Origin of the sequence: Actinoallomurus liliacearum (assembly GCF_039542035.1) — a bacterium.
Classification (GTDB): Bacteria; Actinomycetota; Actinomycetes; order Streptosporangiales; family Streptosporangiaceae; genus Actinoallomurus; species Actinoallomurus liliacearum.
In genome coordinates this window covers 166011-187775 of the sequence record NZ_BAABHJ010000027.1, presented here as the reverse complement: position 1 = coordinate 187775, position 21765 = coordinate 166011, and the positions used below count along the sequence as shown (strand labels likewise).

General features: G+C 71.2%; 16 protein-coding genes. 12 read left to right on the top strand and 4 right to left on the bottom strand.

Features of this window, described 5'->3' with window-relative positions; translation table 11 throughout:
• Positions 1-31: 31 nt before the first annotated feature.
• A complete protein-coding gene (locus tag ABD978_RS32425) occupies positions 32-322 on the bottom strand; it encodes a hypothetical protein (protein WP_345363288.1) in 291 nt (96 codons plus the stop codon).
• A gap of 265 nt (positions 323-587) precedes the next feature.
• On the opposite strand from ABD978_RS32425, the gene ABD978_RS32420 reads away from it, so the two are divergent.
• Positions 588-1562, top strand: coding sequence for an SRPBCC family protein (locus ABD978_RS32420; RefSeq protein ID WP_345363286.1), 975 nt, complete (start codon positions 588-590; stop codon positions 1560-1562).
• A 19-nt stretch (positions 1563-1581) separates the two neighbouring features.
• On the opposite strand, the gene pepN is transcribed toward ABD978_RS32420, so the two are convergent.
• Together pepN and ABD978_RS32410 are read right to left on the bottom strand one after the other, a co-directional pair.
• A complete protein-coding gene (pepN, locus tag ABD978_RS32415; RefSeq protein ID WP_345363284.1) occupies positions 1582-4122 on the bottom strand; it encodes an aminopeptidase N in 2541 nt (846 codons plus the stop codon).
• 34 nt (positions 4123-4156) lie between these two features.
• Positions 4157-5329, bottom strand: a complete 1173-nt coding sequence (locus tag ABD978_RS32410) for a M20/M25/M40 family metallo-hydrolase (protein ID WP_345363282.1) — start codon at positions 5327-5329, stop codon at positions 4157-4159.
• A gap of 89 nt (positions 5330-5418) precedes the next feature.
• Between ABD978_RS32410 and ABD978_RS32405 the strand changes: the two genes are divergently transcribed.
• The 8 genes from ABD978_RS32405 to ABD978_RS32370 all read left to right on the top strand — a co-directional run bounded on the left by ABD978_RS32405 (position 5419) and on the right by ABD978_RS32370 (position 15464).
• Positions 5419-6213, top strand: coding sequence for a GNAT family N-acetyltransferase (locus ABD978_RS32405; protein WP_345363280.1), 795 nt, complete (start codon positions 5419-5421; stop codon positions 6211-6213).
• 6 nt (positions 6214-6219) lie between these two features.
• Complete coding sequence (gene menC / locus ABD978_RS32400) at positions 6220-7326, top strand: o-succinylbenzoate synthase (protein ID WP_345363278.1); 1107 nt, start codon at positions 6220-6222, stop codon at positions 7324-7326.
• A 63-nt stretch (positions 7327-7389) separates the two neighbouring features.
• Positions 7390-8256: a KPN_02809 family neutral zinc metallopeptidase gene (gene ypfJ, locus ABD978_RS32395; protein WP_345363276.1), complete on the top strand. Its 867-nt coding sequence runs from the start codon at positions 7390-7392 to the stop codon at positions 8254-8256.
• 165 nt (positions 8257-8421) lie between these two features.
• Positions 8422-10128 carry a sensor histidine kinase gene (locus ABD978_RS32390; RefSeq protein ID WP_345363274.1) on the top strand — a complete coding sequence of 569 codons (1707 nt, stop codon included), beginning with the start codon at positions 8422-8424 and terminating at the stop codon, positions 10126-10128.
• Positions 10129-10283: 155 nt separating this feature from the next.
• Complete coding sequence (locus ABD978_RS32385; protein ID WP_345363272.1) at positions 10284-11093, top strand: glycoside hydrolase family 16 protein; 810 nt, start codon at positions 10284-10286, stop codon at positions 11091-11093.
• A 251-nt stretch (positions 11094-11344) separates the two neighbouring features.
• Positions 11345-12487: a cytochrome P450 family protein gene (locus tag ABD978_RS32380; RefSeq protein ID WP_345363270.1), complete on the top strand. Its 1143-nt coding sequence runs from the start codon at positions 11345-11347 to the stop codon at positions 12485-12487.
• Between the two features lie 95 nt (positions 12488-12582).
• Positions 12583-14073, top strand: a complete 1491-nt coding sequence (locus ABD978_RS32375; protein WP_345363268.1) for a phytoene desaturase family protein — start codon at positions 12583-12585, stop codon at positions 14071-14073.
• The gene (locus ABD978_RS32370) at positions 14031-15464 is read left to right on the top strand and encodes a lipase maturation factor family protein (protein ID WP_345363266.1); all 1434 of its coding nucleotides are present in this window, start codon (positions 14031-14033) and stop codon (positions 15462-15464) included. The genes ABD978_RS32375 and ABD978_RS32370 overlap by 43 nt, the downstream gene beginning before the upstream one ends.
• Here ABD978_RS32370 and ABD978_RS32365 read toward each other — a convergent pair.
• Positions 15416-17824 carry an ATP-binding protein gene (locus ABD978_RS32365; protein ID WP_345363264.1) on the bottom strand — a complete coding sequence of 803 codons (2409 nt, stop codon included), beginning with the start codon at positions 17822-17824 and terminating at the stop codon, positions 15416-15418. The two genes, ABD978_RS32370 and ABD978_RS32365, sit on opposite strands and share 49 nt — an antisense overlap.
• A gap of 268 nt (positions 17825-18092) precedes the next feature.
• On the opposite strand from ABD978_RS32365, the gene ABD978_RS32360 reads away from it, so the two are divergent.
• The 3 genes from ABD978_RS32360 (at position 18093) to ABD978_RS32350 (ending at position 21645) form a co-directional block, all read left to right on the top strand.
• Positions 18093-18941, top strand: coding sequence for an SAM-dependent methyltransferase (locus ABD978_RS32360; protein ID WP_345363262.1), 849 nt, complete (start codon positions 18093-18095; stop codon positions 18939-18941).
• The gene (locus ABD978_RS32355; protein ID WP_345363261.1) at positions 18938-20344 is read left to right on the top strand and encodes an FAD-dependent oxidoreductase; all 1407 of its coding nucleotides are present in this window, start codon (positions 18938-18940) and stop codon (positions 20342-20344) included. The genes ABD978_RS32360 and ABD978_RS32355 overlap by 4 nt, the downstream gene beginning before the upstream one ends.
• A 74-nt stretch (positions 20345-20418) precedes the next feature.
• Entirely contained in the window at positions 20419-21645 is a 1227-nt protein-coding gene (locus ABD978_RS32350) for a cytochrome P450 (RefSeq protein ID WP_345363259.1), read from the top strand.
• Positions 21646-21765: the final 120 nt, after the last annotated feature.

The following is a 21765-nucleotide window of genomic DNA, read 5'->3' as shown; positions in this document are numbered from 1 at the left end:
GCGCCGCCCTCCCACCGGCGGGCGGAGCGGGTCACTTCCTCCGCAGGCGGCGGACGAACCAGCCCGCGAGGACCACGAGGGCCACCGGCAGGGCGCGCGGCCCGATGAAGCGGATGACCGCGCCCAGCACCCGCATCAGCCGGGCCAGCGCGAACGACTGCAGCACCTTCCCGACGATCGGGGCTCGCAGACCCTTCATCACCGTTTCCTGGGCCGCTTTCTTCGGCGCGTTCTTCAGCGCGCCGGCGGATTGCGTGACCTTCTTGTCCGGACGGGACTCGGCGGTCTTGTGCACCGCCGCACCGGCAATGTTCTTGCGCATGGAGCGCCTCTCCTATTCGGGGGACAACCGTTACGTAACACCGTCCTACCCGGACAGCGCGACCTATTCCTCCGCAGGTAGCCGTACTGCCGATATTCGTTGACGCGCCGTGTTCGGCGATGCGCTCGCCGTGATGCGCCGACGATCGGCGGCCAATGCGAATGTGTCGCCTTTTCCCGGGTAAGCAAGCCGGTCAAAGCAAGCAAAGACGCAGGGATTCGAACGAGAGGGTACGAAGATGGCCGAGCGGCCGGGGAACTTTCTGGTGAAACATGCGACGGGCATCGCCAAGCCCGTGACGAAGCAGATCGAGAGCACCGTCAAGACGGTCGCCAAGGAGGCCCGGCGCGGCGGTGGTCTGGGGCCGAAGGTCGCGTCCGGCGCGGCCAAGTCCATCGGCAAGGCCGGTGGGACGTCGGCGAAGGCGGCGGTCGCCGGAGGCGTCGCCGCGTTGAAGGAGGTCGGTGGGCAGGTGCTCGGCAAGAACGACAAGAACGACAAGGGCGGTTCCGCCAAGGTGAAGGTCACCAACATCATCGAAGAGATCGACATCGGCGCGCCCCGGCAGCTGGTCTACGACCGGTGGACGCGGTTCCAGGACTTCCCGACCTTCATGAAGAAGGTCCAGGGCACCGACCAGCTCGGCGACGAGAAGCTGCGCTGGAAGGCGAAGATCTTCTGGTCCACCCGCACGTGGGAGTCGACCATCGTCGAGCAGGTCCCCGACGAGCGGATCGTCTGGCGCTCCACCGGCCAGAAGGGCTACGTGGACGGGGCGGTGACCTTCCACGAGCTCTCCTCGGACCTGACCCGGGTGCTGCTCGTCCTCGAGTACCACCCCCAGGGCTTCATGGAGAAGACCGGCAACCTCTGGCGCGCGCAGGGACGGCGGGCCCGGCTCGAGCTCAAGCACTTCCGGCGGCACGTGATGTCGCAGGCGCTGCTCCACCCGGATGATGACGTCGAGGGCTGGCGCGGCGAGATCCACGACGGCGAGGTGGCCAAGTCCGGCGACGAGAAGTCGTCCTCCGCGAAGTCGTCGACCAAGTCGTCCGAGACCAAGTCGTCGGCCAAGTCCTCCGGGACGAAGTCCTCGGGCACCCGGCGGTCCTCCGGTAACGGGCGGTCCTCCGGCGCCAAGAAGTCCTCCTCTTCCGGCTCCTCCTCTTCCGGTTCCGGCTCCTCTTCGGGCACGCGGCGGTCGACGGCCAAGCAGACCGCCGGCGCCAAGGACGAGTAGGGAATCCGCGCGCTGCGGGTCAGCCGCCGCGTACCCGCAGCGCGCGGCGCAGGTCGTCGAGCTCGTCGTCGAGTGCCCGGCGCAGCGCGGTCGTCAGGTCCGCGTGCTCCAGGCACTCCTCGGCGGCTCGTACGGTGGCCGGCGTCGCGGCGTGGGCGGGGAACAGCTCCCGGCCGAGCGCCCTGGCCACCGCCGGACCGCGCGGGCCCGCCGCCGGCACGTCCGCGAAGTAGCGTTCGACGAATCCGGCCGTGAGCTCCGCCTGCGCCGGTCGCCAGAAGCCCTGGGCGGTCGCGGTCAGCAGGCGGTTGGACAGGGCGCCGTCGGTGAAGAGCCGCAGCCACGCCGCTTCTTTCGCCGCCGGGTCGGGGAGCGCGGCCCGGCACCGGGCGGCGCCCTCCTGGCCCGTTGCGCTGGGATCGCGGGCGACCTCGGCCCCGATGTCGGACTCGCCCGCCGCCCCGTGCGCGGACAGTTGCGCCAGCACGCTCCAGCGCAGGTCCGGGTCGAGCGCGGGGCCGTCCGGGACGCGCCCGTCCCGCAGCCACTCCTGGAGTTCGGCGAGCGCCTCCGGGGTCTCGGCGCAGTGGATGAGCTCCCGGACGGCGGCGAGGCGCAGGGTCGGCGCGGAGCCGTCCGCCGTGCGCGCGAGGATCTCCCGGCAGGCGCCGGCGAGCGCCGCCACGACCGGCGGACGCGCGGCGGGCGGCGTGTAGCGGTCGGCGACCCGCCGCCGGCCGAAGGCGAGCATGGCCTCGACCACACTGACGTCCGGTTCGGCGGGCAGATGGGCTTCGACCAGGGCCAGGAACTCGGCGGCGGGCAGCTCGCCGTCCCGCACCATGTCGCGCGCGGTGTCCCAGATGACGGCGCGGGTGAGGCCGTCGTCGATCGTGCTCAGGGCCTCGGCGGCCGCCTGCCGGGACCGCTCGTCCAGCCGGAGCTTGGCGTAGCTGAGGTCGCCCTCGTCCAGCACGATGAGGTCGGGCCGGGCCGTCCCGGCCAGGCGCTCCAGCGGCACGCGGGCGGTGCCGTCCGCCTCCGCGTCCGCGGGCAGGTCGATCGGGAAGCGTTCCCGCGGCGTCAGCCGCCGGCCGCCCTCGGCGCGGTCGACCAGGTCGTACGTCGCGGCCGTGATCCGGTGCGGGCGCAGCGCGGACGGATCCCCTGGCGTCCCCGTGTGGACGACGGTCGCGGACGTCAGCGTGCCGTCCGCCTCGGTGAGCTCCAGGCGGAGCGTGTCCACCCCGCTCGTGCGCAGCCAGCGTTCGGCCCAGCCGTGCACGTCCCGGCCGCTCGCGGCGGTGAGGGCGTCCAGCAGGTCGGCCATGGCCGCGTTGCCGAACCGGTGCTCGGCGAAGTGGGCGTTGATCCCGGCGAAGAACGCGTCGGGACCGAGCCAGGCGACCAGTTGCCGCAGCACGGACGCGCCCTTGGAGTAGGAGATCCCGTCGAAGTTGGTCTGCGCGGCGGCGGTGTCGTCGATGCCCTCGGCCGCGACGGGATGCGTCGAGCGGCGCTGGTCGGCGTCGTAGCCGCCGGGCTTGCGGGCGATCGTGAAGCCGGTCCAGGCGGTGGTGAAGCGGGTCGTCTCGGTCACGACCTGGTAGCCCATGTACTCGGCGAACGACTCGTTGAGCCACAGGTCGTCCCACCAGCGCATCGTGACGAGGTTCCCGAACCACATGTGCGCCATCTCGTGTGCGATGACGATGGCGCGGGTCTCCCGCTCGGCGTCGGTGACGGCGGAGCGGAAGAGGAACTCGTCGCGGAAGGTGACGCAGCCGGGGTTCTCCATCGCGCCGAAGTTCAGTTCGGGCACGAAGACCTGGTCGTACTTCCCGAACGGGTACCGGTCCGCGAACAGCTCGTGGTACCGGTCCAGGGAGCGCCGGGTGAGCTCGAGGATCTCCTCGGCGTCCAGGTACGGGGCCAGAGAGCGCCGGCAGTGGACGCCGAGCGGGATCCCGTCGTGCTCGGCGTGGACCGAGTGGAGGGGGCCGCCGACGACGGCGGCGAGGTAGGTGCTGATCGGCACGGTCGGGGCGAAGCGCCAGCGGCCCTCCTCGTCCTTCGCGCCCGCGCCGTTGCTCAGCACCGTCCAGTGCGGCGGAGCGGTGACGGCGAACTCGATCGGCGCCTTCAGGTCGGGCTGGTCGAAGCAGGCGAACAGCCGCGGGGCGTCGTCCGGAGCGCACTGGGACGCGACGTACGCCTCGCCGTCGGCCGGGTCGGTGAACCGGTGCAGGCCCTCGCCGGTCCGGGAGTACGGCATGTCGGCCTCGACGCGCAGCTCATTGTCGGCCGCCAGGCCGGTCAGCGGCAGCCGGCCGTCCCGCAGGGACGCCGGATCGAGCTCCCGCCCGTTCAGCAGGGCCCGGTGCAGGCGCGCGGGCCGTACCTCGACGAAGGTCTCGCTGCCGGGCTCCGCGCCGAACCGGACGACGGTGTCGGAGCGGAACACCTCGTCCCCACGCGTCAGATCGAGGTGGATCGAGTAGGCGCGGACGTCCAGCAGACGAGCGCGCGCCTGCGCCTCCGCGCGGGTTAGAGCCGACATGCGGCAATAGTGCCGTATCGCGGCGGTAGGCGGGTCACCGGAGATCCTCCGAGGCGCTTCCGGAACCCGCCGCCGACGGCGGTGGCCAGGCCATGATCCCCGCGAGGAGAGCGGCCCGGTCGGCGAGACCGGCCACGCTGATCGCCTCGTCCGCGGCGTGCGCGCCCCGGCCCGGCGGGCCGAACCCGTCCAGCGTGGGCAGCCCGCGCGACCCGGGCAGGTTCGTGTCCCCGGCACCGGCGGCGGGCCGGCCGGTGATCCGCTGGCCCAGCAGCCCCCCGAGGCCGGCGATGTGGTCGAGCAGCGGATCCACGGACCGCTCCGGCCAGGTCGGCCGCGCGGACAGCACGGAGGCCTCGACGACGGCGCCCGCCCGTACGGGGCGCAGCGCGGCCAGGGCGTCCAGCACCGTACGCTCGGCGTCCGCAGAGGCGAACCGCAGGCCGATCTCGGCGGACGCCTCGCCGGCGATGACGTTGGCGCGCCGGCCGCCCTCGATCCGCCCGACGTTGCAGAGGGTGGTGCCGTCGGCCGGCACGACGCCGCGGACCACGGCGAGCTGGTCGATGAGCTCGTCGATGGCGGACACGCCCTTGCCGGGGTCGAGCGCGGCGTGTGCCTCGCGGCCCTGGACGCCGAGCCGGACGCGGACGCTGCCCCGGCGCGCGTTCTTCAGCGCGCCGTCCGGGTGCGGCGACTCCAGGCCGAGGACGGCCACCGCGCCGTCGAGGTGACGTTCGACGGCGGCGCGTCCCGTGGGACTGCCGACCTCCTCGTCGGCGACGACGACCAGGCGCACCTGCCGGGCGGGCGCCGTCCCGGCGGCCCGCAGCGCGCGCAGCGCCATCTCGGCGGCGACCAGGCCGCCCTTCATGTCGTACGTTCCGGGCCCGGTGATCGTCGTGCCGTCGTCGGTGTACGGCATGGTGTCGAGCCGCCCCACCGGCCAGACGGTGTCGTAGTGGCCGACGAGGAGCAGGTGCGGGCCCTCCTCCGGGCCGAACCGCGACACCAGGTGCTCGCCCTCGCGGGCCACGGTGCCGCCGGCCTCCCGGTGGCCGGCCTCGATCAGCCCGGCGCAGCGGGCCAGCGCGGCGGAGTCGCCGGACGGCGACTCCGCCAGCGCGTACTCCCGGAGCCGCCGGCGCCCGAAGTCGAGCAGCCGGGCGGTCTCGTCGGCCAGGGCGGTGGCCAGGTCGGGGGTCATCTCACCTCCCGTGAGCGGCCCGTCGATAATGGATGAAGTCAGGAAGCCGCAGGTGGCAGCCCTGCACTGAGCGTACCCGTGAGCAGATCGTGCAGCCCCTCTCGCCGCAGTTGACGGTGCGGCCGCTCACCACCTCCGCCGAGATGCGGGCCGGGGTGGAGGTGTACCGCGCCGCCTTCGCGCTGACTCCCACGGACCCGGCCGTCAGCCCCCGCCTGCTCGCCGCGCTGCAGCGCAACGCCGGCTCGGTGATCGGCGCCTTCGCCGGGGACGAACTGGTCGGGTTCACGTACGGCTTCCTGGGCTCGGAGGGCGGGACCGTCTACCACTACTCGCAGGTGGCGGCGGTCCGGCCGGACTGGCAGCGGCGCGGCGTGGGACGGGCGCTCAAGTTCAGCCAGCGCGACTACGTCCTGTCCGGCGGCGTCACCCGGATGCGCTGGGCGTTCGACCCGGTCCGCACCCACAACGCCCACTTCAACCTCGACGTCCTCGGCGCGACGGGCCGCTGGTTCGAACGGGATTTCTACGGCGTCGAGGACATCGGACGTGATCCGGGCATGCGCACCGACCGGCTGATCGTCGAGTGGGACCTGCTCCGGCCGGCCGGGCCGCCCGCCCCGACGCCCGCGGACACCGGCTGGGGAGAGGCCCGCCAGGAGGGCGAGGACGTGCTGCTGGGCGCGCCCCGTGACTGGGACGCCCTGGTCGCCCGGGACCGCGAAACGTCGTTGCGGGTCCGCGACGACCTCGCCGCCGAACTGCGGCGGTTGATCGACGAGGGCTACGTCGCGACCTCCTGCAACACGTGCACGGCGGACACGGCGGTCTACCGGTTCCGGCCCGCGGGCCGGGCGCGGCCGGACGGCCCGGAGGGAAGGTGAGGCATCGTGCCGAAGGTGTCGAAGATCGAGGTGTTCCGGGTGAGCCTGCCGCTCGTGCGCGTCTTCGAGACCAGCTCACACCGCAAGGCGTACCTGGAGCACATCCTCGTCCGGGTGGAGGACGGTGACGGAGCGGTCGGGTGGGGGGAGATCGCGTCGCCGAGCGACCCGTACTACTGCCCGGAGACCGTGGAGGACTGCCTGCTCATGGTCGACCGGTACCTCGCGCCCGCCCTCCTCTCCGCGGACTGGGCGCACCCCGCCGACGTCGGCGCGGCCTGGGCGCGGATCCGCGGCCACGAGTTCGCCAAGGCGGGCGTGGAGATGGCCTGCTGGGACCTGTGGTGCCGGGCGACGGACCTGCCGCTGGCGCGGGCGCTCGGCGGGACCAGGCCGGAGATCGAGGCGGGCGTCAGCCTCGGCATCGAGCGGACGGTCGACGACCTGCTGGCCCAGGTCGACCGGTACGCCGCCGAGGGCTACCGCAGGATCAAACTGAAGATCGCGCCGGGATGGGACGTCGAACCCGTGCGCGCGGTCCGCACGGCACGGCCCGGACTGCCCCTGCACGTCGACGCCAACGGCGCGTACACCGAGGGCCAGAGCGCGGTGTTCACCGAACTCGACGACTTCGGCCTGACGATGATCGAACAGCCGTACGCCCCCGGCGCGCTCGCCGCGCACGCCCGGCTGCAGGCCCGGATCGCCACCCCGCTGTGCCTGGACGAGTCGGTGGAGGACCTGGACCGGCTCGACACGGCGATCACCCTCGAGGCCGGCCGGATCCTCAACATCAAGGTCTCGCGGATGGGCGGGCTCGCGCCGGCCCGCGCCGCGCACGACCGCGCCGTCGCGGCCGGCTGGCAGGTCTGGTGCGGCGGCATGCACGAGTTCGGTATCGGGCGCGCCGCCAACGTCGCGATCGCGTCGCTGCCCGGGTTCACCCTGCCGAGCGACGTGTCCGGCTCGGACAAGTACTACGAGCGCGACGTCGTCGAGCCGCCGATCCGGGCCGCCGACGGGCTCGTCCCGGTGCCGCCGGGCCCCGGCCTGGGCCATGAGGTGGACGAGGATCTCGTGCGCCGTCTCGCGTCCGCCGTAATGGCATGGTGAAACGTTGTTAAATTCTCTCTCCACGGGGGATCGACCCGTCGGATCACGCACGGGAGGTTTCTGGTGGACTTCGACGACGATGCCGGGCTCGACGCGTCCCAGGTCGAGGACGCCCGGGGGATGCCTTTCGGCGGCATGGCCATCGGCGGTGGCGCGATCGGCCTGATCGCCCTGGTCGCCGCCGTGCTCTTCGGGGTCAACCCGGGCAACATCCTCGGTGGCGGCGGCGGCAGCGGCAGCGCGCCGCCCGCGGGCAGCCTGTCGTCGAAGTGCCGTACGGGCGCCGACGCCGACCAGTCCGACGACTGCCGGATCGTCGGCGTCGTCAACAGCGTCCAGGCGTACTGGAAGAAGGAGTTCACCGACCGGGACAAGACCTACACGGTGGCGCGCACCCGGCTGTTCAGCGGCTCGACGGCCACGGCGTGCGGCACCGCCAGCTCGGCGGTCGGCCCCTTCTACTGCCCCGGCGACAAGCGGGTCTACCTCGACCTGGGCTTCTTCCAGGAACTGCACGACAAGTTCGGGGCCAAGGGCGGGCCCTTCGCGCAGGCGTACGTCGTCGCGCACGAGTACGGCCACCACGTGCAGGACCTGCTCGGCACCATGGACCGGGTCGGGAACGACCGTCAGGGCGCGACCAGCGCCTCGGTCCGCCTGGAGCTGCAGGCGGACTGTTACGCCGGCGTGTGGGCCAAGCACGCCGTGCAGACCGGCTTCTTCAGCAAGCCGTTCACCGACGGCGACATCGCCGAGGCCCTCGACGCCGCCGGGGCGGTCGGCGACGACCGCATCCAGCAGCGGGCGCGGGGACGGGTCGACCCGGAGAGCTTCACCCACGGCACGGCCGCGCAGCGCCGGCACTGGTTCTCCACCGGGTACGACACCGGCGAGCCGCCGCGCTGCAACACCTTCTCCGGAAGCATCTGAGACCTTAAGCGCCACCTGGGCACCCCGACCACGTGAGCCCCGGCACCGGCCGGGGCTCACGGCGTTCTCGCGGATCTTCGCCATCTCCGGACCCGGGTGGCGGGCCGCCGCAAGGGTGCCGATGATGGAGAGAAGCCGCCGGCTCCTTCTAGAGAGGACGTTCACGTGCCGCAGGATCCGCCCGAGGAAGAGCACGCCCGTCTGTCGCTGCCGCAGCTTCGCCTGGACGATCTCCTCGGCGAGCTGCAGTCCCGGCTGGACGCCGTCCTGGCCACGCGGGACCGGGTGCACTCGCTGCTCGAGGCGGTCGTGTCGATCGGCAGTGACCTGGAGCTGGAGACGGTCCTGCGCCGCATCGTCGAGGCCGCGACCACGCTCGTGGAGGCCCGGTACGGCGCGCTCGGCGTCATCGGCGACGGCGGCCGGCTCGTGCAGTTCATCACCGTCGGGGTCGGTGAGGAGGAGATCGCCGAGATCGGCCACTGGCCCCACGGCGAGGGCATCCTCGGCCTGCTGATCAAGGAGCCGCATCCCCTGCGGCTGCCGGACCTGGCCGCGCACCCGGAGTCAGCCGGATTCCCGGCCGGCCATCCGCCGATGCGCCGCTTCCTGGGCGTGCCGATCCGGGTCCGCGAGGAGATCTTCGGCAACCTGTACCTCACCGAGAAGGCCGGCGGCGGGGAGTTCGACGAGGACGACGAGAGTGTCGTGACCGCGCTCGCCACCGCGGCCGGCGTCGCGATCGAGAACGCCCGGCTCTACCAGGAGGCCCGGCGCCGGGAGCGGTGGCTGCAGGCGTCGGCGGAGGTGTCGACGACGCTGCTGTCCGGCACGGAGGCCGGCGACGTGATCGAGCTGGTGGCCGAGCGCGCCCGCGAGATCTGCGACGCGGACATGGCCATGGTGGCGCTCGTCGCGGGCGGCGAACTGGTCGTCGAGACGGTCGCCGGTGAGCACGCCGAGGAGCTGCACGGTCTCCGGGTGCCCATCGAAGAGTCCCTGGCCGGCGGGGTGTTCCGCAGCGGTGAGCCGCTCGTGCTCGCCGACGCGAGCGGCGCGGAGCGCCGCGTCGGCGTCCCCGAGGCGGTGCCGGTCGGCCCGGCGCTCATCGTGCCGCTGGGCGTGGGCAGCGGCGCCCGGGGGGTGCTGTCCGTGGCGAACGCCCCCGGCAAGCCGGTCTTCGGGGAACCGGTGCGCCGGCTGCTGGAGCCGTTCGCGGCCCAGGCCGCCGTCGGGCTGGAGCTGGCGGGCCGCCGCCGGGACGCGGAGCGTCTCGTCGTCCTGGAGGACCGCGACCGGATCGCCAAGGACCTGCACGACACGGTCATCCAGCGGCTGTTCGCGACCGCCATGACGCTGATGAGCGCCATCAAGATCACCGAGAAGCCGGAGGTCGCCCACCGCGTACAGCGGGCGGTCGACGACCTCGACAACACGATCCGGCAGATCCGCTCGACGATCTTCGCGTTGCAGAGCACGATGGAGCAGACCCTCCGGACGCGCGTGCACGGCATCATCGACAGCGCCGCCGAGACCCTGGGCTTCGCCCCCGCCGTCCGGCTGGACGGCCTGCTGGACATCGTGGTCGACGAGGCGACGGGGGACCAGGCCATCGCGGTCCTGCAGGAGGCCCTGTCCAACGCCGCGCGGCATTCCAGGGCCCGGCACGTCGGCGTCTCCCTGATGGTGGGGGACGAACTCGTGCTGCGCGTCGAGGACGACGGCGTCGGCGTCCCCGAGGACGGCCGCCGCAGCGGCCTGCGGAACATGGCCGAACGCGCCCAGGCCCTCGGCGGCACCTTCGAGATCCGCTCCCGTGACGGCGGCGGCACCGTCCTGGACTGGTGCGTCCCCCCGGCGGCGCACCGGTAGGCGGCCCTCGCCGGCCGGCGACGCGGCCGGGCGCGGCACCTCGCCGGCCGGAACTTCGCGGAAAGTAGTCGCGGAACCACAACGGGCTGCGATCATGGTCGGCACGGGACACCCGGACAGGGGAGCGGACCCGACTCGTCGGAAAGGACAACTGAATGCCGCGTACTCTCCGTGCCGCCGGCTGCGTCATCGCCCTGGCGGGCGCGACGCTGGCGGCCGCCCCCGCACCGGCGCGGGCCGCCGATCCGCTGCCCCCGGGACACTGGTCGACCACCTGGCAGGACGACTTCGACGGCTCCGCGCTGGACGGGTCGAAGTGGACCACCTGGAGCGCGTCGTACTCCGACGCCTGCCGGGGGAACAAGCCCGATCACAAGCTCGAGTACAACCTGCCCGGAAACCTGTCCGTGGGGAACGGCCGGCTGACGATCACGGCGCGGCGGCAGGCGCACACCTCGCCGGACGGCACGTCGTACGACTGGACGTCGGGTCTCATCGCGACCGGGGACTCGTGCGGCCACGGTCCCTCGGCGGGCGCCTTCGTCAAGCAGGGGGACTACATCCAGATCCACACCAGGCTCCCGGGCCGGCTCGGCACGTGGCCGGCGTTCTGGACCTGGAACGCGGGCGGCAACGAGGTGGACGTCTTCGAGTACCACCCGGACCACGCCGGGCTGCTGGAGCTGACCAACCACACCGGAGGCGGCGCCGCCAAGTACTACGAGACCGGGTCCGACGTGTCGGCCGGCTGGCACCACCTCGGCGCCTACCTCGGCGCGTCGAGCGTGGACTGGTACTACGACGGCAGGCTCGTCTACTCCGACGGGCGCGGCTTCGCCAGTGACGGCGCGTACCTGATCGTGGACCTGGCCGTCGCCGACGGGGCCTACCACGACGCGCCGCCCCCGGACGTGGACTCGGCTCAGATGCTGGTGGACTCGGTGAAGGTGTTCCACCGCTCCTGACCTCCGCGTTTCCCGCCGGCCCGGCCGTCCGGGCCGTGGCCGGCGGCCGATCCGGTGCGGCGCGCCGTGTAACGATCGGGTGAACCGATGGCTCGGCTCCGTGATCTCGGGGTTCCGAACGGGTATCTCCGTAACGATCTTTGGCCGACTTCTTTGACAAAGGGCGTTACATGGCGACAACCCTCCCTTCGTTCCCCGCCGCGGACGAAAGGCCACTCGACACATGCCTTCGACTCCGGGAGATCGCTCCCGTGGTCGAGGTGGAGTTCCCCGGAGGCGTGGCCGCCTACCTGGCCCTGACCCACGACGCCGTACGGGAGATCCTCGCCGGGGACAACAAGACCTTCCTCCGGGAGCCGGAGCACTGGCCCGCCCTGTACGACGGAACGATCCCCGAGGACTGGCCGCTGCGCGCCATCGTCCAGGGCGGTCACCTGTCGACCAAGGACGGCGGCGACCACCGGCGCCTGCGCGGCATGGTCGGCAAGGCGTTCACTCCGGCACGGGTGCAGGCGCTGGAGCCGCGGATCCAGCAGATCGTCGACAGCCTGCTGGACGACGTCGCGGCCGCCGGTGACGGCGTCGACCTGGTCCCCACCTTCACCGAGGCGCTGCCGATGTGGGTGATCTGCGAGCTGTTCGGCATACCGGCCGACGAGCGGCACCGGCTACGGGACTGGACCGCCACGTTGCTGGCGCACACCACCCCGCCGGACGTGGCGTTCGCGACCCAGAACAGCCTGCAGGCCTACCTGCACGAACTGGTGGTGCGCAAGCAGCGGGAGCCGGGTGACGACCTCACCTCCGGCCTGGTCCAGGTCCGTGACGAGGGCGACAGGCTCACGACCGAGGAACTGGTCGGCCTGCTGTGGCTGATGCTGGTCGCCGGCCACGAGACCACCGTCCACCTCCTCGGGCACGCCATCGTGGCGCTCGCGCAGAACCCCGACCAGCTCGCGCTGGCCAAGGCCGGGGACCGGTGGTCCGACGTGGTCGACGAGACGCTGCGCTACCGCCACTCGGTCATGATGACCAGCTACCGGTTCACCGCGGAGGACGTGACCATCGCCGGGGTGGACATCCCCAAGGGCAAGGCGGTCGGCGTGGTCTATCAGGCGGCCGGCCTCGACCCGGAGGAGTACGGCGAGACCGCGTACCGGTTCGACCTCACCCGGGAGCAGAAGGCCGGGCACCTCGGGTTCGGGCACGGCCCGCGGTACTGCATCGGCGCGCCGCTGGCCCGGCTGGAGAGCCGGCTGGCGCTCGCCTCGCTCTACCGGCGGTTCCCGGAGCTCGGCCTGACGATCGACCCGGACGCCATTCCGTACTCGCCGTCCTTCTTCACGATCGGCCCGCTGTCCCTGCCGGTCACCCTGGGCACCGTCGACCGCTGACACCCCTCACCCGGCCCGGACCGGCGCCGCCCCTTCGCATGCGAAGGGGCGGCGCCGACGGTGTAACGATCTGCCGTCGGGGCAGCCCACGGTTCATGGTCGAAGTCGACGCGGTCGTGGTCGGCGCGGGTCCGAACGGCCTGACGGCGGCGGTCACGCTCGCCCGCGCCGGGCTGACCGTGCGGGTGTACGAGGCGGCGGCGGAGGTCGGCGGGGGGACGCGAACCGAGGAGCTGACCCTGCCGGGGTTCCGGCACGACGTCTGCTCCGCAGTCCATCCGCTCGGCGCCGGATCGCCCGCCTTCCGCGCGCTGCCGCTGGAGCGCCACGGCGTCACCTGGGTCGAGCCGCCCATCCCGCTCGCCCATCCCTTCCCCGACGGGTCGGCCGCGATCCTCGCCCGGTCCGTCGAGGAGACCTCGGTCGTCCTCGGGCGGGACGGCCCGGCCTACCGCGCCCTGATCGGGCCGTTCCTGGACCGCTGGGCGGACCTCGCGCCCGACGTGCTGCGCGCCCCGCTCGACGGCCTGCCCGCCCACCCGATGCTGCTCGCCCGGTTCGGCGTCCGGGCCGCCGCGCCCGCCGCGCTGCTGGCCCGGCTGTTCCGGGGCGAACACGCCCGCGGCCTGCTCGCGGGACTGGCCGCGCACGCCATCGCGCCGCTCAGCACGCCCGCGACCGGGGGGATCGCGCTGCTGTTCGCCCTCGCGGCCCATGAGGTCGGCTGGCCGTTCCCGGCCGGCGGCTCGCAGGCGATCGCCGACGCGCTGGCGGACCACCTGCGCTCCCTCGGCGGCCGGATCGAGACGGGACGACACGTACGGAATCTCGACGAGCTGCCCTCCGCCCGCGCGTACCTGTGCGACGTCATGCCCGAGCACCTGGCCGCCCTCGCCGGCCCCCGGCTGCCGGACGGGTTCGCCGACCGGCTGCGCCGGTACCGGCACGGCCCGGCCGCCTTCAAGGTCGACTACGCGCTGTCCGGTCCCGTGCCGTGGCGGGCCGAGGCCTGCCGGCGGGCCGGCACCGTACACCTCGGCCCGTCGTTCGCGGAGATCGGCACGGCGCTGCGCACCGCGTACGAGGGCGCGGCGCCGGACCGTCCGTTCCTCATCGTCGCCCAGCCGAGCCTGTCCGATCCGTCCCGCGCCCCGGCCGGCTCGCACGTCCTGTGGGTCTACGGGCACGTGCCCCGCGACTGGCCGGGCGACCTGACCGGCGCGATCGAGCGGCAGATCGAACGGTTCGCCCCGGGCTTCACGGACCTGGTGCTCGCCCGCGCGGTGTCGGGACCGGCCGTGATCGAGGCGCGCAACCCGAACAACGTCGGCGGTGACATCGCCGGCGGGGCGTGCGACCACCTGCGGTTGCTGTTCCGGCCCACCATGGCCCGGGTTCCGTACGCCACGCCGAACCCGGGCATCTACCTCTGCTCCTCCGCGACCCCGCCGGGCCCGGGCGTGCACGGCATGTGCGGGCACCACGCCGCCCTCGTCGCCCTGCGCCGCGTCTTCCGGCTCTCCGGAGAGGAGGTGCGGCGGCCGTGCGATGGCTCACGGACCCCGGGTACTGGCCGGGCCGGCTGATCTTCCAGCGGGGCCTCGCCGCGATCTACCTCATCGCGTTCCTCTGCGCGGTCGGTCAGTTCCGCGCGCTGGCCGGGGAGCGGGGGCTGACCCCGGTGCCGGCGTACCTGCGAAGGGTGTCGTTCCGGCGGGCGCCGAGCCTCTTCCACCTCCACTACTCGGACCGGTTCCTCGGAACCGTCGCCTGGACCGGCACCGCCGTGTCGGCCGCCGTCCTGGCGGGACTCGCCGACGCGGTGCCGCTGTGGGCGTCGATGGTGCTCTGGGCGCTCCTGTGGCTGCTGTACCTGTCGATCGTCAACGTCGGGCAGGTCTGGTACGGCTTCGGCTGGGAGTCGCTGCTGTGCGAGGCGGGCTTCCTGACGATCTTCCTCGGCAACGCGCGCACCGCGCCGCCGGTGCTGATCCTGTGGCTGCTGCGCTGGCTGCTGTTCCGCCTGGAGTTCGGCGCCGGCCTGATCAAGCTGCGCGGCGACCCGTGCTGGCGCGACCTGACGTGCCTGTACTACCACCACGAGACCCAGCCGATGCCGAACCCGCTCAGCTGGTACTTCCACCGGCTGCCCAAGCCGCTGCACCGCGTCGAGGTGGGGGCCAACCACTTCACCCAGCTGATCGTGCCGTTCGGGCTGTTCGCGCCGCAGCCGTACGCCACGGTCGCGGCCGCGATCGTCATCGTCACCCAGCTGTGGCTGATCGTCTCCGGCAACTTCGCCTGGCTGAACTGGATCACCGCGATCCTGGCGACCTCCGTCGTCGACTGGCGGGCGCTCGGCCTGCCGGTGTCCTCCGGGCCCACCGGCGACCCGGCGTGGCACCAGGCGCTGGTCATCGCGGTCACCGTGCTGGTCGTCGTGCTCAGCTACTGGCCGGTCGCCAACCTCGTCTCCCGGCGGCAACGGATGAACGCCAGCTTCAACCCGCTGCACCTGGTGAACTCCTACGGCGCGTTCGGCAGCATCACCAGGACCCGGTACGAGGTCGTCATCGAGGGCACCGCGGACCCCGACCCCGGTCCGGACAGCGAGTGGCGGGAGTACGAGTTCAAGGGCAAGCCGGGCGACCCTCGGCGGCGGCCGCCGCAGTTCGCGCCCTACCACCTCCGCCTCGACTGGCTGATGTGGTTCGCCGGGCTGTCCTCCCTGTACGCGGAGCCGTGGATCGTCCCCCTCGCCGAGAAGCTGCTGATGGGCGACCGTGCGACGCTCCGGCTGCTCCGGCACGATCCCTTCCCGGACACCCCGCCCGCCGTCGTCCGCGCCCGCCTCTACCGCTACCGCTTCACCACCTGGCACGAACGCCGCGAGACCGGCCGGTGGTGGGACCGCCGGCTCGTACGTGACTACCTCCCCCCGATCGGCCTGCGCTCCACCGTCGGCGTTACCCGCTGAAGGCCGGGCTCAGCGCGTTCGACGACCCATTTGGCGACTTCCGTACGGCTGTTGAATCCGAGTCTGCGGAGGATGGCACTCACGTGCGACTGCACCGTGCGCGGGCTGAGGAACAGGGCCGCAGCGATCTGTTTATCGGTCTTTCCTTCGGCGATCAGTCCGGCCACGGCCTGCTGTTTCTCGCTGAGCGGCGGCTTGACGGCTCTCGGTGGTGGCGGGGCGTCGGCCTGCGGCGCGGAGGGCTGGCCGAGCGCGAGGTCGACGACGGTGTCGACGTCCATCTCCATGCCGTAGCCCTCGGTGACCTGATAGTCCTCGTGGAGGGCCGTACGCGCCTGATCGACACAGGCCGCGCGCGCTTGTGCCCAAGGGCGCAGACGGCTGATCGCCACGCCCAGCGTGTGCTGCATCTTCTGCGCCGCGCCGAGGAGCAGGGCGGCTTCCTCGAAATGGTGACGGGCGGCTGCGCACCAGGCCAGCGACTCCACGCACCATGTCGACCCCCATCGGTCGCCCATGTCCCACTGCGCGCGCAGCGCGGATCTGAACATCGCGACGGCGGCCTGCGGGCTTCCGTGGCGGAGTTCCGTCACGGCACGGGCCCACTGCGCCCAGGTGACCGCCCATGGCGCGCCATGGGCACGTGTATCGGCCAGATGCCGCTCGGTGATGGCCAGGGCGTCCGCCTCGGGTGCCATGAACGCGGCCGCGAGGGCATGGAACATCTCTGCCAGGGGAACGGCGCCGGGATCATCCGCGGCGGCCAGGTCGTCCCGTGCCTTGGCGAATAGTCCGAGTGCGGCGGGGTCACCGCGTACGAACAGGTCCGCCGCACCGGTGAAGAAGGTGAGGCCGGCCAGCGCGACCTCCGTCTCATGCCCATGGGTCACTCGCGCCGCCAGTACTCGGCAGCGTTCGAGGAGGTCCTCGGCGCAGGCCTGATCGCCCAGGCACAGCGCGATCCAGCCCGCCTTGGTGAGTACGGTCAGCCGGAGCGGATCGGAGGCGTTGGTGCGCACCAGGGCCTCATCGGCGCGCAGCAACGCCCGCAGCCCTTCGCCCAGCGATCCGCCGAAGAACCACAGGCGAAGGGTCGCCAACGCTATCGCGATCCTGGCCCCGTCCTCGGCCTCCTCGAGCGTCGTGGCCGTGGCACATCGATCGAGAACGGCCCGGTAATTGGGCAGGTCCTGGCCGGCCTCCCACAGGTATCGCGTCTCGTCCGGTCCGTACCAATGCCGACCGCAGTGGTCGGCCCGGCGCAGGAAGTGCGCCCTGAGCCTGCGGTACGCCGCCGATTCGTCGCCGGTCTCGCGTACGAGCCGATCCGGCGGAGAGACGGGCTCGTGCTTCTCTCCGGAGGACAGCCGAGCCTGCCCGTATTCGCGCACCGTCGAGAGCATGGCGTACCGCGTGGGAACCGAGTCGGTATCGGCCGTGACGATGTTCTTGCTGACCAGTCCCCCCAGGATCATCGGCACCCGGTCGGCGTCGAGCGCGTGATCGGAGGCGACGGCCACCGCGGCGTCCGCGGTGAAGCTGCCCGCGAACACGGCCAGCCGGGTCCACAGCAACTGCTCATCTCGAGAACACAACTGGTAGCTCCACTCGAAGCTGTCCCAGAGGGTCCGGTGATGGGCCAGAGCACCCGCTTCCTTCATCGAGGTTCTGAACCGGAAGGTCGACAGCAGTGACACGATGTCGGGCAGTGACATCACGCGGACGAGAGGGGCTGCGAGCTCGATCGCCAGCGGGATGCCGTCCAGCATCTTCGTGAGGCGCGCCACGTAGGCGGCGTTCTCCGTCGTGATCGTGAAGTCTGCCCGTGCGGCACCGGCTCTCGCTTCGAAGAGCCGCATCGCCTCGTACTCGGATGCCACGGCGTGCTCGGGATCGGCGGGCACGCTCAGCGGCGGGACGTCCAGCAGGTGCTCACCCTCGCATCGCAAGGGGGCCCGGCTGGTCGCCACGATCCGGAGTTCAGGACATCCGTGCAGGAGACGGACCACAAGAGGTGCGATCGCCTGGATGAGGTGCTCGCAGTTGTCCAGCACCAGCAGGAGCGCTCGCCCGGCCAGCACCCTGATCAGGACATCACCGGCCTCGCGTACCGACACGTCGTCGATGGGCAGTGCGCCGACGATCGCCCCGCCGACCGAGGACGAGTCGACGATGGAGGCGAGATCCACCCACCACACGCCGTCGGGATAGGCCCGCCGTGCGCTGTTCGCCAGCCGCATTGCGAGCCGGGTCTTCCCCGTTCCGCCGGCGCCGGTCAGGGAGAGGAGCCGTAGCTGAGGGTCGGCCAGTCTGGCCTTCGCGGTGGAGAGGAGTTCTCTCCGCCCGATGAAACCGTTCAACTCGGCTGGAATGTAGCCGCCACGCCATCTGTTCTCGGTCCGCTCCGCCACCGACACCGTCCGCATCCGGTCTCTGCCCGACAGCGACCCTGTCACGGTCCATGTCAGGTCGGGTGCCATCGTAGTGATCTCGGTAACGCCTCGACACCTGAATCGGCCCTGCCGGGCCTCCGTCGGCGGTACCGGCCGTCGGCCGACCCGCCGTTCCGTGCGGAACTCGGTACGAGTACGGATGCCGGGAGGACCCTCGTGATCACATCCTGTCCGCGTGCATCCAGCTTCGCCGCGACTCCGGCACGACGATCGGCCGCTCCCGGCAGGCCGTCCACGGGTGACGTCCGCGACGGCGTCGATAGCCCGAGTGATCGACTGTCTGCTGGATGGCAAGGACAACTTCAAGGTCGACCGGGAACGCGCACGAGAAGCCGTCCGGGCCGACCCGGCGATACGGCAGATCGCCATCGAGGATCGCCGCTTCACACGACGCGTCGTTCGCCACCTCGTGAGTGAGTGCGGCATCGAGCAGTTCGTCCAGATCGGGGTGGGGTTTCCGGCGGCCGAGAACGTCCATCAGGTCGCACAAGGCGTCGCCCCGAACGCCCGAGTGGTCTATGTGGACAATGACCCCATCGTCATCGCTCACGGGCAGGCGCTGCTGACCGAGAACGACCACATCAAGGTCATCGGCGCCGACCTGCGCGATCCCGGCGGACTTCTTGGCCACCCGGAACTCATGCAGCTCATAGACCTGCGTGAGCCGGTCGCGATACTGCTTACCTCGGTTCTGCACTTCATATCCGACGACGATCGGCCGGATGAAGTCATGGACACGATCCGCGCCGCGTTGGCGCCCGGTAGCTATCTCGCCATTTCACACGCATGCTCGGACATTCATCCAGACAAGGTGAACGGTGTAATGAACGCCTATCGAGGCGCGAATCCTTCGGCCACGGCGCGCGGCAGGGAACCGATAACGCGTTTCTTCGGTGACTTCGACGTCATATCTCCAGGAGTGGTGTGGATACCGGCCTGGAACCCAGAGGGTCCGGTGGACCCCACCGCGGCGGAGCGTATTTGGCACATCGGTGGCATAGCCCGGAAGTCTGCTGATTCATGAGCAATAAATCATCTCGTCGTTTCCGGGAACTCGGCACTTCACAGCCGCCGGCCGACAGCAGGGTCATTCTGCGGCGTGCCGTCGTGATGGGTGGCAGCATCGCCGGCCTGCTCGCGGCACGGGTCCTCAGCGAGCACGCCGCCGAAGTGGTGATCATCGAACGGGACGACCTGACGGCTGAGGACGAGAGGCGGCCGGGGGTGCCCCAGGGCGCGCAGGTCCATGTGCTGCTGGACGGCGGCCGTGTACAACTCGATCGCTGGTTTCCCGGATTCTCCGATGATCTGGTGGCGGCGGGCGCCGTGCACTCCCGGGACGACGCCATTCGCATGTATGTCAACGGCGCCGCCAAGGTGCCCGTGGCCAATGAGATCATCAGCGCCAGCCGCCCGTTCCTGGAACGCCAGGTTCGCGCCAGAACCCTTTCCCTGCCGAATGTCCACTCCGTGCAGGCGCAAACGCGCGACGTGATTTTCTCTGGGGACCGCGTCTCGGGCGTGCGGTGCACTCTCGCCGGCGAGCCCGCCGACAAGGTCAGGACCATGGCCGCCGACCTGGTGGTCGACGCGATGGGTCGATCGAGCCGGCTGAGCGACTGGCTGGAGCGGGCCGGCCTGCCGCGTCCGGCCATGCGGCGCATCGGCATCGATCTCAACTACGCCACCGCCGAATTCCGCCGAGGTGAAGGATCTCCAGGGGCGACCACCGTGCAGGCAATCGTTCTGCCACAGAACGGGCGTCGCGCCGGGACGAGTGTGCTGACCGCGGTCGAAGAAGACCGCTGGGCCATCTTGTTGTCGGGATTCGCAGCCGACCGCCCGACGCGGGACCCCGACGACTTCCGGGAGCGTTGCCGGCGACTGCCGCCGATGTTCGCGGAGGTGGCGGACACATGCCAGATGATCGCCCCGGTGACGACCTACCGGCAGGCCGACTCCCGGCGACGTGATTTCCATCTGATGAGTCACCTCCCCGCCGGCCTGCTCGCTGTGGGGGACGCCGTGGCGTCCTTCAATCCCATCTATGGCCAGGGCATGTCATCGGCCGCGCTGCACGCATCCTGTCTGTCGGCCTATCTGAGATCCGCGCCCTCGTTGTCGAAGCCCGCCAGAGACTATTTCGAAATGGTCCGGATCGTCATCGACGCCGCCTGGCAGACCTCCACGCTCAACGACCTCGCATTGCCGCATGTCAATGGGCCGTATCCGCGCGGCTACCGGGTCGCACGCCGGATAAGCAATCTGATACTGCAGGCGTCCGTCGCTGACGCGGATATCAATCATCGATTCCTTCAGGTAGCGAATATGCGGGCCCACCCCAATGACCTCGTCCGGCCGAGTGCGATATTTCGCGCCGCGCGTGTTGTGCGATCGAATAAATCTCGACAACCGATGACGAAGTAATGGAATCTACTTCCCCTTCCTTCAGTGAGGAGTCGACAGTGGCCGCCCTTCCCCGAATATCGAGACGGAGCCCAGTGCCGAGCCTTCCCACGGGCCCGGTCCGGGCACGGCTCTTCGACCCGGAATTCGCCGCCGACCCGGCGCGTACGTATGCGCGGCTTCGCGAGTACGGCGACGTGGTCCCGGTCGAGTTGGCGCCCGGTGTCCCCGCCACGCTCATCATCGGATACACGGCCGCGTTGGAGGTGTTGCGCGATCCTGTCACCTTCCCCAAGGACCCGCGTCGTTGGGAAAAGCGCGTCTCCCGGGACTGCCCGGTTCTGCCGCTGATGATGTACCGGCCGAACTGCATGTACACCGACGGGAACGTCCACGCGCGCCTCCGGCAGGTGGTGACCGACGGGCTGGTGTCCGTCGACCCCAACGTGCTCCGCGATCACGTCGAGAACAGCGCCGAAGCCCTGATCCGCGAATTCCGCTCCGCGGGGGAAGCCGACCTGCTCGGCCAGTTCGCCCGGCCCTTGCCGCTCATGGTCTTCAGCCAGGCGCTCGGCTGCCCGCCTGACCTCAGTGAGCGGCTCGCCGCCCACTACAAGGGGATCTTCGACGGCGTGGACGCCAAGCGGGCGAACGCCGGATTGACACGTGGGGTGGCCGAGCTCATCGCCCTCAAACGTCAGAACCCCGAACACGACCTGGCCTCCCGGATACTGGCTCACCCCGCGGGCCTGTCGGACGAGGAGGCACTGCACCAGGTCCTCTTGCTCATGGGAGCCGGTGCCGAGCCGGAGCAGAACCTCATCGCCAACACACTCCGGCTGATGCTGACGAGCGATCAGGTCGCCGGTGACGTCTGGGGCGGCAATCTGCTCATTGAGGACGCACTCGACGAGCTCCTGTGGACGGACCCCCCGATAGCGAACTTCGCCTTCACCTATCCCGAACGGGACGTCGAATTCCGCGGTGTTCTCCTGCCCGCCGACCAGCCGGTGGTCATCAGCTTCGCCGCCGCCAACACGGACCCGTCCACGGCCTCCGGCAACCGGGTCGGTAACCGTGCCCACCTGGCATGGGGTGGGGGCCCCCATGCCTGCCCGGCCAAGCGGCCCGCCCAGCTCATCGCCACGGTGGCCATCGAGAGGCTGCTCGACTCGCTGCCCGGCATGGAGCCGGCCGTCCCGGCCGCTGAGCTGGAGTGGCGGACAGGTCCCTTCCACCGGGCCCTGACCGCTCTGCCCGTGCGCTTCCCACCGGTGTTCGGGGGGACCGGGGACGCCCACAGGGCGCGCAGCGGACGATGAGTACGGCTGTGCCTTGATGACTTCGTCGGCGCGCTGGTCGAACGCCCGGTAGAGCCCGGGCGTTCGACCAGCCGGCCTTTGATTCGCCGACGCGCATGGCTGACCCGGACACTCGACACG

Coding starts and splice junctions, on each gene's coding strand:
- ABD978_RS32375 (WP_345363268.1), top strand. CDS start 12,583: ATGGTCGAAGTCGACGCGGTCGTGGTCGGCGCGGGTCCGAACGGCCTG.
- ABD978_RS32385 (WP_345363272.1), top strand. CDS start 10,284: ATGCCGCGTACTCTCCGTGCCGCCGGCTGCGTCATCGCCCTGGCGGGC.
- pepN (WP_345363284.1), bottom strand. CDS start 4,122: ATGTCGGCTCTAACCCGCGCGGAGGCGCAGGCGCGCGCTCGTCTGCTG.
- ABD978_RS32410 (WP_345363282.1), bottom strand. CDS start 5,329: ATGACCCCCGACCTGGCCACCGCCCTGGCCGACGAGACCGCCCGGCTG.
- ABD978_RS32425 (WP_345363288.1), bottom strand. CDS start 322: ATGCGCAAGAACATTGCCGGTGCGGCGGTGCACAAGACCGCCGAGTCC.
- ABD978_RS32355 (WP_345363261.1), top strand. CDS start 18,938: ATGAGCAATAAATCATCTCGTCGTTTCCGGGAACTCGGCACTTCACAG.